Source organism: Holdemania filiformis DSM 12042, from assembly GCF_000157995.1.
Taxonomy (GTDB): Bacteria; Bacillota_I; Bacilli_A; order Erysipelotrichales; family Erysipelotrichaceae; genus Holdemania; species Holdemania filiformis.
The window spans coordinates 477,601-489,091 of record NZ_GG657561.1 but is presented as its reverse complement, the minus strand read 5'-3'; the positions used below and the strand labels follow the sequence as shown (position 1 = coordinate 489,091).

The 11,491-nt window shown below is 55.6% G+C and carries 11 protein-coding genes; 1 reads left to right on the top strand and 10 read right to left on the bottom strand.

Features of this window, described 5'->3' with window-relative positions; genetic code table 11:
* The 6 genes from HOLDEFILI_RS14975 to HOLDEFILI_RS14955 form a co-directional block, all read right to left on the bottom strand.
* A partial coding sequence (locus HOLDEFILI_RS14975; RefSeq protein ID WP_006060671.1) for a YitT family protein occupies positions 1-579 on the bottom strand: 579 nt, incomplete at its 3' end.
* Positions 580-659: 80 nt separating this feature from the next.
* A complete protein-coding gene (locus HOLDEFILI_RS14970; protein WP_006060670.1) occupies positions 660-2,429 on the bottom strand; it encodes an asparagine synthetase B family protein in 1,770 nt (589 codons plus the stop codon).
* Between the two features lie 47 nt (positions 2,430-2,476).
* Positions 2,477-2,905 (bottom strand): competence protein ComK, encoded by a 429-nt coding sequence (locus tag HOLDEFILI_RS14965; protein WP_006060669.1) that lies wholly within the window; start codon positions 2,903-2,905, stop codon positions 2,477-2,479.
* Between the two features lie 359 nt (positions 2,906-3,264).
* The gene (locus HOLDEFILI_RS14960) at positions 3,265-3,747 is read right to left on the bottom strand and encodes a RidA family protein (RefSeq protein WP_006060666.1); all 483 of its coding nucleotides are present in this window, start codon (positions 3,745-3,747) and stop codon (positions 3,265-3,267) included.
* A 50-nt stretch (positions 3,748-3,797) separates the two neighbouring features.
* The gene (locus HOLDEFILI_RS19385) at positions 3,798-3,959 is read right to left on the bottom strand and encodes a hypothetical protein (protein ID WP_006060665.1); all 162 of its coding nucleotides are present in this window, start codon (positions 3,957-3,959) and stop codon (positions 3,798-3,800) included.
* A gap of 39 nt (positions 3,960-3,998) precedes the next feature.
* A complete protein-coding gene (locus HOLDEFILI_RS14955; protein WP_006060664.1) occupies positions 3,999-4,664 on the bottom strand; it encodes a hypothetical protein in 666 nt (221 codons plus the stop codon).
* A 61-nt stretch (positions 4,665-4,725) separates the two neighbouring features.
* Between HOLDEFILI_RS14955 and HOLDEFILI_RS14950 the strand changes: the two genes are divergently transcribed.
* Positions 4,726-4,980 carry a DUF3892 domain-containing protein gene (locus tag HOLDEFILI_RS14950; protein WP_006060663.1) on the top strand — a complete coding sequence of 85 codons (255 nt, stop codon included), beginning with the start codon at positions 4,726-4,728 and terminating at the stop codon, positions 4,978-4,980.
* 158 nt (positions 4,981-5,138) lie between these two features.
* Here the strand turns inward: HOLDEFILI_RS14950 and HOLDEFILI_RS14945 are convergent, their stop codons facing one another.
* The 4 genes from HOLDEFILI_RS14945 to HOLDEFILI_RS19930 form a co-directional block, all read right to left on the bottom strand.
* Complete coding sequence (locus tag HOLDEFILI_RS14945) at positions 5,139-6,284, bottom strand: VWA domain-containing protein (RefSeq protein WP_006060662.1); 1,146 nt, start codon at positions 6,282-6,284, stop codon at positions 5,139-5,141.
* On the bottom strand, positions 6,284-8,494 hold the full coding sequence (locus tag HOLDEFILI_RS14940) for a DUF5682 family protein (protein WP_006060661.1): 2,211 nt from the start codon (positions 8,492-8,494) through the stop codon (positions 6,284-6,286). The genes HOLDEFILI_RS14945 and HOLDEFILI_RS14940 overlap by 1 nt, the downstream gene beginning before the upstream one ends.
* Positions 8,494-9,582, bottom strand: coding sequence for an ATP-binding protein (locus HOLDEFILI_RS14935; RefSeq protein WP_006060660.1), 1,089 nt, complete (start codon positions 9,580-9,582; stop codon positions 8,494-8,496). Before HOLDEFILI_RS14935 ends, HOLDEFILI_RS14940 begins: the two co-directional genes overlap by 1 nt.
* The coding region (locus HOLDEFILI_RS19930; protein WP_006060659.1) for a hypothetical protein at positions 9,582-11,491 on the bottom strand (1,910 nt) is incomplete at its 5' end. The genes HOLDEFILI_RS19930 and HOLDEFILI_RS14935, both read right to left, overlap by 1 nt.

The window sequence follows — 11,491 nt, the reverse complement described above, 5'->3', positions numbered from 1 at the left end:
CTGTACGACCTGGGTGCTGCAGAACTGATAAATAATTGAATACAGCGCCTGTTCCCAACCAAACAGGATACCCGCCAGCACCAACATCGCGGCGTTGAAATACATGACGTAGGACCAGGTCGGAGCGTTGTATTTCGTCGAGGCGTAGATTGCGATGAAATCGGTGCCGCCGCTGCTGGCATCCGCGCGCAGCGCGATTGAGATTGCCAGACCGCCCAAGATACCGCCGAACACCGCGATCAAAAGCATGTCGCTGGTGATCGGAAAGGTCGGAAGCAACTCTGTAAACAAGCTGGTCAGCGAATATTGCAGCACAGAAAAGATCGTGAAGCGGTGGCCGACATATTTGTAGACTAACAATGTCGGCGGAATGTTCAGCAGGAAGTAGAAGACGCTGAACGGAATCGTAATCCCGCCGAATTTCGACAGCGACATGCTGAACATGCGGGACAGGCCGGCGAAGCCGCCCGGGAACAGATTGCCGGTCTCGACGAAAGCTTTCATCGCCAGCGCGTAGACAAAGGCGGAAATAATGACTGCAATCAGTGTTTTACAGTCTTTTTTGGCTTGGTTTGACATAAAATCTCCTCTTTTTTTCCATTCCTCATTTTATCATCTTTATTTTGTCTTTCAAGCCAAAAAGACAGGAATCTGAAATCCTAGAATTCGATTCGGATCTGGTAGCGGCGCAGCCACAGTTCCAGCTGAATAAAATACGCCAGCAGCTGCGGTCCCATCATCAGCTGACCGAACCACGGTTTGGCAAAACTGCCGCCGTCGGTGTCGATCAATTCCTGCAATCCCGCCGGCTCCAGCAGCTCGCACAGACGGCACTCAGGATCGTTGATCAGTGCCTGCAGACGGTTCTTGACACGCTGGGTATATTCCGGATGATAGGTCTTCGGATACGGGTTTTTCTTGCGGTGCGCGACCTTGGCCGGCAGGACGTCTTCAAACGCCAGCCGCAAAAGTCCCTTCTCTTCACCTTTATAAAATTTCATCGACCACGGCACGTTATACAGATATTGGTAGAGCTTCGCGTCGCAGAACGGTGCCCGCACGGTCAAGCCTGTCAGAGCCGCCATCGCTTCCTGGCGCTGCACCAGCGTCTGCATAAACCAATGCACAGTCAGATACGTCATGAGCTTGGCCCGCTGATCCTGTTCGCTGTCAAACGGATCCTTCGGCGCCCGCTGGACGGTCGCCCAGTAAGCGGAACGCATCGCGCCCTCATAGTCCAGCTCGTTCATCGGCGCGCGCAGCAGCTTCACACGCTGCGGCAGCGACTGCAGCCATGGAAAAGATTTCAGACTGACCAGATCGCTGCGGTAAAACCACGGATAACCGCCGAACAGCTCGTCCGAGCATTCACCCGTCAGCACCGAACCATTCTGTTCCCTGACCTTGCCGTACATCCACAACAGGCTGGAATCGACATCCGCCATGCCGGGACCATCACGGCCGATCATCGCCGGTTCCAGTAATTCCGCGCATTCACGCTGGGCGATGACTAACGGATGATGATCGAACGCATACCGCTCGATCATCGCATCGATATACTCGTTGTCGCGCGTCGTCTGATACGCATAGCCCTTGAAATACTGCGCGTTGTCCTCATAATCCAGCGAGTATGTCGTTAATGGTCCGCGCTTTGCCGCCAGCGCGCACAGAATGCTGCTGTCCAAACCGCCGGAAAGAAACGCCGCGTGCACGTCCGAGGCTGCGCACTGGCGGTTCAGCGAATCGCTGACCATCTGCCGGACATGCGCCGCCGTCGCGGCCAGATCCTCGTTGTGCCGGTGCACGTTCAGCTCAAAGTATTCGTGCAGGCTTTCCTTGCGGTCGCGGATCAGCAGCGCATACCCCATCGGCAGCTCCGCGATGTTCTTATAGAACGTCTGCCCTTCGGTATGCGACGGTCCTAACGCAAACAGCTCCAGAAGCGCGGCCCGGTTGACGACCGGCATGCGGCTGCCCTCGGCAAACAATCCCTTGATCTGATCGGAGAACAGCCATTCCCCATCCGGCTTGCGCGTATAATACAACGTTTTTACGCCCATCGGATCGCGCACGATATGCAGCTGATGACCCTGGACAAACACGATCACGAAACAACCGTCGAGCTTCTCAAACAACTTCTCACTTAAAATTTCATACAGTTGCGCCAACATTTTCGCACTGTTGCCTGTGCTTTGCGGCCGGTACTGGATCCACAGCGACCGCAGTTCGTCCTCGTTATCAAGGACGCCTGACCAGAAGCAGCCGCACTTACGCTGGCTGTCATAGTAAACCTGATCTGGTTTTGCCGAAGCGAGAAGATGCTCGTCGCTGACGATCGCCAGTTCGTCTTTCAGCCCCATCCGTTCAAGCCGGGACTGTTCTTTTTGAATATTCCGATTTTCGTTGAATATCAGATTGATCTTCGTCATAATTTCCTCCTCATCGTTTCATTCTATGACAAACGTCATCATCTGATTCATCGCAGACCGCTTAACATTTCCAAATATTGCAGGCTGCGGTTACGCTGCTGGCGCAGACTTCGCGCGCAGACCGGTAAGCGGTAAACAACACCGGTATCAAAACAAACCACGGCCATTCCGTCAACGCTTGTGATTTTGCGGATGCGGTCGGCCCGCAGATACAGACAGTCGTCGCGTTCCATCGACACGGTCGGAATGAAAATCAGCGGCGGGTAGCCTCCGATATACAACGCCGGTTTCTGGACAATCCCCATTTTTTTGCGATAACCTTCCAGTCTTCCTTCCAGACTGCTGCCAGCCTCGACGCACCAGCGCCGCAACCATTTCACCGGTTTTTCCGGCAATGTATGAATCGTTCCGTCAGCCTCGATCGCGATCGTGCAGCGGTTTTGTGAGTCGTAATAAAGTATCAGTAAATCTTTCATAGTTTCCCCTTCAAGTGCAAGTGGTGAGTGATCCGTCACTATTAATCATTGCAGAAAATTTAAAAAATCCTGTTTTTTTCTCGTTTTTCGTAAATATTTCTGTCCTGCACAAAACAGCGAAAAACTGATTTATTTTTAATTCTCCCGCATAATTCATACAAACAGGACGGTCATCTGATGATTTTCCGATCACGTTGAACATTCTTATTTTGCTTTATTCTTACTTTCAGGGAAAACATAAAAAAACTCCCGCAAAGCGAGAGTAAAAACCGTGATTTTTGTTCTGATTTACTTGTTTTTTTGATTGTTCAAAGATAAAACAATCGTGAACGCGAAGCCGCAGTTCTTTTTTGTCCGGGTTATTCTCCGCAGCAGTCACCGCCGCAGCAGCCGCCTTCATCCGAGGAACAGCCCCCGCCGCAGCCTCCGCAGCCGCCCTGCATCTGACGTTCATAAACGAGCGTGTCGATGACCAGGCATTCGATCTCGACCTTCGCGCCTTTCGGCAGCGCGCCGACCTGCACCGTGGAACGGGCTGGATACGGCCGGTCAAAATACGTAGCGTAAATCTCGTTCATCGCATTGAATTCGCCCAAATCGGTCATGAAGACCGTCGTCTTGACGATGTGGCGCATTTCCAGATTCATCTCCGCCAACAGCGCTTCAATGTTCTTTAATACCTGGTGAGTCTGTTCCTGGATGCCGCCGGCGACGATTTCGCCGCTGGCCGGATCCACCGGAATCTGGCCGGACATATAAACAAAGTCGCCCAGCTTCACCGCCGGGGTGTACGGGCCAATCGCCTTCGGCGCATTGGCAGATGTAATTTCTTGAATCAGCATGTTTACCTCCTGTACGTTTGCCGTTTGAGTCTGATTTTATGATCGGATTCCTATTCGTCTTCTTCAAAATCCTGGATATAGTAATCCCGTTCCAGATCCATAATCCGCCGCGCGTGGCGCGAACTGAAATGCTTGACGACCTGGAACGCCGCAACGATTAAAAGAAGCGCGAGAAAGGCAACAGATAAGAAGTCATTGACGTTTTCGATCATTTTCCATCACCTCTGACGCCTATTATACTGGACTTCAGGTTAATTTTCAAATAGAGAACCCTCAGCGATGAAAAAAACTGGCGTGGTCAGGATCAGCGCCTTCCCCTGCGGCCGGATCCAAAACCGCCCGCCCTCGCACAACGCTAATGCCGGACCGGAAAGCAGCCCTTCTTCCCGCAGGCAGGCATAGGCGCACAACGCCCCTTCCGCGCTGCTGCAGATCCGTCCCTGCACCGGCACGCTGGAATCCAGATAAAAGGTCTGCGCATCGATCAGCCGCCAGCGATGCACCGCATGATCCGGCGGATCCCAGGGCAGAATCCCGTCCCCGCGGCATTCGTGCTGACCATAATAGCCGATGAAGTCGTTGGTGACCTGCGGGCGCGGCACGCACAGCGCAATCCCGTTTTTCTCGATGAACCAGCTGATCCAGCGGTCCGGCGTCCGAATCGTGCCCTGAGTTTGATTCTGCACGCGTTTCTGCCAGGCTGCCTCGGCCAGCACCGCCGCCAAAAGCGAGGGGCCGTCGTTGCCCTGCGCATCGAACAGACGACTTCCGCTGCCGGCCTGTTCGCCAACCCAGGCCAGCTGATTGCCGCCGACACCCTGACCCCAGCTCAGAATCCGCGCCACCGAATCGGCACGGGGTGTCTGATCGATCAGCACAGTCGAAAGATCCGCCGCTGTAAATTTCCAAAATTTCACAATATCACCTCAAGTATATTTATGCGGGGCGGGTTCAGAATAATGTCAGGAGGCGATAAATATGGCAAGAAAAAACGAGAAAACTGAATCCAGCAAAGAACGTTTCGTCGCTGTTCGTAAGAACAACGAAGGAAACCTGTGTGAATTTAAGTCCAACACAGGCAAGGTCTATGACTATGAGATGGCGATCGAAGCTATCGAACAGGGCAAGATCGAAGGCGCGATGCTGTTTACAGGCCGTGACGGAAAGCAGCACATCCGTTCTAAGAACGATGGCGATCCGAACACGAAATTCTCTAACCTGAAAGAGTTCTAAGTTTTCCTCCTTAACTCGAATCAGGACTGCCGGATTCTCTCCGGTACTGAAAAAAGCAGGGCAAAATCCCTGCTTTTTTCTATTTTTCCACGCAAAACAAAATTAATCACCAATGCCGCGGAAAGGATCGTCGCCAACCTTGCCGCTTTTTAAGTGAATCAGCCGAACCGTGCCAGATCCTGTTTCTGGAAAACCGTCTGAAGCAGCTCCGGCAGCCGCTGGGGCGTGCAGGCAAAACAGGGAATCGCGAGATTGGCCACGCGCTGGGCCATATCCTGGCTGTAATACGGCTTGCCGCCATCCTGAATCGCTAACAGACAGATCACGGTCACGCCGCTTTCCTTCATCGCCTGCAGCCGGTGAAGCAGGCCGGCGTGATTGCCGCCTTCATCCAGATCGGAAATCAAGAAAAAGATTGTTTTGTTCGGCTCCTCAATCAGCTGCTCGCAATATTTTACCGATTTATGGATATCGGTTCCCCCGCCCAGCTGGAAACCGTAAAGCAGCTCGACCGGATCGCCGCACAGCTCGCTGAGATCCACAATCGTCGTATCGAACGCCACGACGTGCGTTCGCACCGCGTTCATGCTCGCCAAGATACAGGCCGTGACGGAGGAATAGAGGATCGAGCTGGACATGGAACCGCTCTGATCAATATCCAGAATCACATGCCAGCGGTTGCTTTTCTGCTTGCGGTCAAAGAAATAGACGCGTTCCGGCACGATCGTCTGCAGCGCAGGCGAATAGTGCTTCAGATTTTTGCGCACGGTATAAGGAAAATCAATCGCTGCGGCGCTGGGCAGCGGGGAATGCTCCTGCTTCGCCAGGGCGGCATGCACGCACCGCTGCAGCTGCGAGGCCAGCTGACGGTTGATCAGTTCGACAATTTTACGGATGTAGGCGCGCGCCTGATCCTTCGACTTCGCCGGAATCAGATCTTTTAACGTAAGCAATACGCTGGCCATTTCCAAATCCGGTTCCAGCTGTTCCAGCAGCTCCGGCTCCATCAACAGCTGCTTCCAGCCTTTCCGTTCGATCGCGTCCTGCTGAATGACCTTGACCAGATCCGGATCAAACAGCGAGCGGATGTCCTTCAGCCACTTTGTGATCTGCGGATGGCTGGGGCCCAGGCCGGCTCCGCCGCCCGCGGCTTCCCCGATGCCGCCATACACCGCCGCCAGTGCGGCATCCAGCGCCAAGCCGCGGCGGTCCAGCTTAAAATCGGGATCCAGCTTTCGAAATTCAGAATCCGTTTGAGCGCCGAGGATTAACCGCCAGCGCGTTAGTTTTTGTTGAGTATCCATCAGAATTCACCAAAATCAAAATCTTCCAGTTCGCTCAGAAGATCTTGTTCCTCTTGTTTTAACTCATCGTTGAGCACTTCCGCAACGCTGTCTTCATCCAGCTGCCACAGACTGCCCAGATTCTGCGCGACCGCTTGCTTTTCCGCGGCGCTGTACGCGCCGAACGCCCGCCGCAAAACCAGCAGAATACGCTGGAAATCCGGATCGGACAGACTGGCGATGTATTCGTCGAGCTGCCGCCACAGATACGCGCGGGCGATCAGGGCATAGTGATTGCGCAGCATCAGGCCCTCAAAGCTGGCCGCCGCGATTTCCGCGGGCACCCCCGGCGACAGCCGGTAGCTTATCCATTGCTCCAACTCCGCTTCCGCTAACAGTCCCCGTTCCAGCCGGATCGCCGCCGCATAGCCGCCTAACAGCGGATGGACGTCATCGCGGCCGGACAATTCGGTTAAGACGTCCAGCCAGGTTTCCTCCATGTAATGGTCGTGCAGGATCGACAGCTCATTGATGGAACCCAGCGCTTCCATGACGCCGCGGGCGGCTTTACCATCGCACTGGCAGCTGCCCGGACACAACAGCAGCGCGCGGTAAAACAGCTGATGAAACAACGGCTCAATCGCCGTACTGTCCATCCGCCGCAGCGAACCAAACCGCAGCAGCGTGCTCAGCCGGCGCGCCGTCCTGACGATTTCCTCCAGCGCCGAGGAATCGATCGCCAGCGCCTGCACCGCTTTTAACGCATCGTCAAGACTTTCCTGCAAGCCGCAGAGAAACGCTTCTTCCATGACCGCCGCGCATTCGCTGAGCTGCTGCGCCTGAGTCAATTGCCGGCGCAGCACAAACTGAGCGGCAGAGGCAATGCTGTCGCCGGAAAGCGATGCTTCAATCAACGTGATCTCCGCCGTGCTGCTCCACTTCAAATCCCAGCTTTCCTTCCAATCGCCGCGGGCCTGAGTTCCCGGCCGCAGCGTGCCAAACGGAACGCCGAGCACGCGCAGCCGATGCAGAAACATCGACCGGCGCAGATCGAGAAACGCGGACGCTTCCGTCTTCACCGTGGTCTTCTCCCGCAGATCCAGCTCCAGCAAATTCGCTGTCAGCGTGTTGTAGCGCTGCAGCTTCAACGTCCGCAGTGCATGATAAAAATCATTCTGAATCGCCGTCTGCGACAGCCCCTGGGGCAGACTTCCGATCGCCGTGCCGATTTCCGTATCGACAAACGCTTCCATTAAAACCGTCGGCCGGCCCTCGCCCATACAGGCTATCGCGGCATCCTTTAAATCCTGCAAAGAAGGCGCCGTTTCCTGCCGCAGCGCGGCCAGACTCTGTGCCAGCTGCAGCGCTTCGATGACCTGCGCGGTGGAACAAGAATAGCCATGTTTGCGCTGATAAAACGATAATTGCGATAAGTAAGCCGCGGCCGCCTGATCAGGGTGCCCCTCCCGTCCATACTGCCAGAGTTGCTCATAGTAGGCCGGCGCTTTGTTGCCGGCACCATACCCTGAGAGCGAGGCCAGCCGGAAATAGGAATACGGCATGAGCGTTCGCCGGACGGACAGCGCCGGAAGCTTTTCTGCTTGTCCTGAGGCCGACGGTGTTTCAAGACCTTCGCCATGGTACGCGCCGCAGATCACCGCAATTCGTTCCGCGTCGATTCCGCTTTCAATATAATGATCGATGACCCCGCGCATAAACGCCTCACGGCGCAGCGTCAGCGCATCCGGCGGCTGAAGCTGGCGCAGATGATGCGCGAACAACGCCAGGGCTTCGGTAAACTTCGCCCCGTCCGTTTCATGCTCAAACATCCGTTCCCAACGATCCTCTTCATCCAGCTTCAGATCGACGGCCTGATCCTGCGCCTGATCGTTTGCCTGCGGTTTGGCCGGCGTGTCATTCTCCAGAAACGCCGCGGCAGGCAGATCCATAAATACGCACGGTACCTGATGGGCATGCGCCCATTGCATCGCGACATACTCTGGCGAATAGCACGCAAACGGATATAAAACCGAGCGGACCGGCGTTGTGTCGGTGTACGCCATGATCGCAAACGGCGGCGTCAGTTCCGCGCTGACGACCGCTTCGATGAAATCGCTGCAGTCGCTCGGACCTTCGATCAGGACAACCTGGGGCTGAAGCTGATCAAGAAACGCGCTCAGATGGAGCGAACAGGCCGGCGAGAGATGACGGACGCCGAAGACCGCCGCCATTATTTATTCAGCTCCATGCATGCGTGATAGAGCTCGTAATAGGCCAGGCCTTTCTTCTTCAAAATATTTTCCAGATAGTCCTTCCACGCCACGCCGTCTTTCGCTTCATCCTTGACGATCGCTCCCTGCAGGCCCGCGGCCACGTCTGCAGCGCGGATTTTTCCATCCCCAAAGCTCGCCGCCAGCGCCATACTGTTCGCCAAGAGCGAAATCGCCTCGGCGGAGGACAAGACGCCGGAGGTCGTTTTCACCTTCAGCTTACCGTCCAGCGTCGCCCCGGCGCGCAGCTCGCGGAAGATCGTGACGACCTGTTCGACAATGTCCTGATCCGGCATTTTCGCCTGCAGGCCCAGGGATCCCGACAGCTGGCCAACCCGCTGGGTGACGATGTCCATCTCCGTCTTCAAATCACCCGGCGCCGGCAGCACAACGATGTTAAACCGCCGTTTTAAAGCTGCCGACATCTCGTTGACGCCCTTGTCGCGGGTGTTTGCGGTAGCGATCAGAGAGAACCCTTTCTGCGCCGGAATTTCCAGATTCAGCTCCGGCACCGACACGCGTTTTTCCGACAGGATCGAGATCAGCGCATCCTGGACCTCGCTGGCGCAGCGGCTGATTTCCTCAAAGCGCACAAGACTGCCGCTTTCCATCGCGTGCAGCAGCGGACTTTTGACCAGCGCTTCCTCGCTGGGACCCTTGGCGATCAGCATCGCGTAGTTCCACGAATAACGGATCGCTTCCTCGCTGGTGCCGGCGGTGCCCTGGATCACTTTTGTCGAATCGCCGTTGATCGCCACGCACAGATGCTCGCTTAACCACGACTTCGCCGTACCCGGCTCGCCGATCAAAAGCAGCGCCCGGTCGGTGACCAGCGTCGCGATCGCGATTTCGACTAAGCGCGGGTTGCCGATATATTTCGGCGTGATCTCGAGCTTGCCGCTGCGCCCGCCGCAGATATAGGTGAAGACGGAACGGGGCGACATGTTCCAGCCGGGCGGAACCGGATATTGTTCGTTGGCGATTAACGTATCCAGTTCCTTCTGATACAAGATCTCGGCCGGCAGCCGTTGAAATTTCTGATTTTCCATTATTCATCCTCGCTTTCTTCACATTCCGTGATCGTACTTTCCAGCACGTAGAACTCCCACAACTGGGCGTTCGGCCGTTTTTTCTTCCAATCGTCCTGCAGCTCGTTTAAGACCGGGATTGCTTCGCGCGGGCGGCAGAAAGCTCGCGTCATCATCGCCATCTGTCCCGGACCGAAAGCGCTGTGTTTTAAATAGGCAAGCAGCTCCTCTTTCAGCGGCAGTCCGTAAACTTGTTTAAAATACAAGTGTCCTGCCGTCTGGCGGCGTTGATCAAAATAATCGGAAAGCTTCTGCTTCAGAAGCTCGTTTTCCGGATCGGCCAGATGCACCAGCACGCTGCTGCCTAACGGATCCTCCGCGCCGTAAACCGTGACCGTGGTTTTCTTAAACAGTCCCTTCTCCACATTCCGCTGTCCCGTTAACAGGTCGATCCAGCGCAGATCAAGTGTCTTCCCCAGCGGAATGACCGCCGTGTCTTCCTGAAGCGGATTGGCGATCAAGGCGCTGCGGTAAACGTATTGCTTTAAAGCCTCATCGTATTCCACACAGGCCCAGAACTGATTGAAAAAGGAACGCGGCTGACCGGTAAACGCTTCGGTCAATTCCTCGTAAGCCTGCTCGAAGTTCTGAATCAGACGCATCCGGGCGTACAGCGCGGCAGCTTTGTCCGGCCAGCGCTGAACCAGCGTCTTGATCAACGCTTCGGCCGCGGCGTTTTGATCCGCCAGCCAGCTGGTGAACACGATTTCCAATACGGTTTCACTCAGCGTCCGCTCGCAGCTGCCGGCCACCAGATACGCTAACGGCTTGACCCGCGCAAAGCGGATATGCGTGCGGAACGGCTTTTTTTGATGATCGCGGACCGCGCTGAACGCAGCGTCCTGATCGAGAATCCAGCTCACCAGCTCCGTGATGGCCGGACCGGTTTTATAGGCGAGAAGCTTCAAGGACTCGATCAGCGCCTTTTCCGCATCGAGCGTAGGCAGCGCCTGAGCTTCCAGCACAGACTGCAGCTGTTCCTTCACGCTGGCGCAGACGAGCGCAGTGATCTCAGGATCGTTGGTATAGCCGGCATAGTGCAGAAAACGGCTGTTTTTACGAATCTTTTCCAACAAAAACGCGTCGACCTTCGGATCGCGGATACGTGTCAGGGCGTACAGCGCAGTTTCTTTCAGCTTCCCCTTTTCGTTATTGGCAATCTGCATCAACAGATCGCGGTTATCCGGATCGCAGGCCAGTCCCCGGATGATTTCCTTCAAAATCGCCGGCTGAGCCAGCGGAACCATCGACCGGTAAAACGCATTTTCCCGGTTTCCCGCCAGATCGACAATCAGCCGGATCCGCCGCAGCATCGCCTTCTTGCCGGCGGGATCGAAGCCTTCCTTTAAAAACGGAACGATCCCCGCCCCGCAGGCGCGCAGAATCTGTTCGTTAAGTTCAGCCAGTTCGCCATACGCGTCGTCCAGATCCGCGATCAGCGCCGGCAGCACGCGGTAGTCCGCGAACCGTTCAGGATGATGCTGATACGTTTTTTCAATAATTTCGTAGCGTCCGCTTCCGGTTGTCGTCAAAGCCTGAATCAACGGTTTCAGCTGGGAATAGCGGATGTCGGTATAGGCTTTCTCTGCCGGCAGGACGATCGCTTCACCGGCGGCTTCCGCTTTCCATTCCGCCTGGGTGATCAGCAGCGCTTCCAACAGCGACAGTGTTTCCAACAGCCGGTCCGCAAACAACTCGGGATCGTCCGCCAGACTTTGAAGCAAATTGGAAAGCCGCTGGAACACCGGGGATTTCGCAGCGAGCACGCCGACCTTTTTCTGTAATTCCGGCAGCCGCGGGTCGCTGAGCAGAATCATGCCGCCCGCCGCCAGGCCCGTCCGCAGCCGGGCTTGCAGATCAAATAAAAGTT

Coding starts and splice junctions, on each gene's coding strand:
- HOLDEFILI_RS14970 (WP_006060670.1), bottom strand. CDS start 2,429: ATGACGAAGATCAATCTGATATTCAACGAAAATCGGAATATTCAAAAA.
- HOLDEFILI_RS14965 (WP_006060669.1), bottom strand. CDS start 2,905: ATGAAAGATTTACTGATACTTTATTACGACTCACAAAACCGCTGCACG.
- HOLDEFILI_RS14960 (WP_006060666.1), bottom strand. CDS start 3,747: ATGCTGATTCAAGAAATTACATCTGCCAATGCGCCGAAGGCGATTGGC.
- HOLDEFILI_RS19385 (WP_006060665.1), bottom strand. CDS start 3,959: ATGATCGAAAACGTCAATGACTTCTTATCTGTTGCCTTTCTCGCGCTT.
- HOLDEFILI_RS14950 (WP_006060663.1), top strand. CDS start 4,726: ATGGCAAGAAAAAACGAGAAAACTGAATCCAGCAAAGAACGTTTCGTC.
- HOLDEFILI_RS14945 (WP_006060662.1), bottom strand. CDS start 6,284: ATGGATACTCAACAAAAACTAACGCGCTGGCGGTTAATCCTCGGCGCT.
- HOLDEFILI_RS14940 (WP_006060661.1), bottom strand. CDS start 8,494: ATGGCGGCGGTCTTCGGCGTCCGTCATCTCTCGCCGGCCTGTTCGCTC.
- HOLDEFILI_RS14935 (WP_006060660.1), bottom strand. CDS start 9,582: ATGGAAAATCAGAAATTTCAACGGCTGCCGGCCGAGATCTTGTATCAG.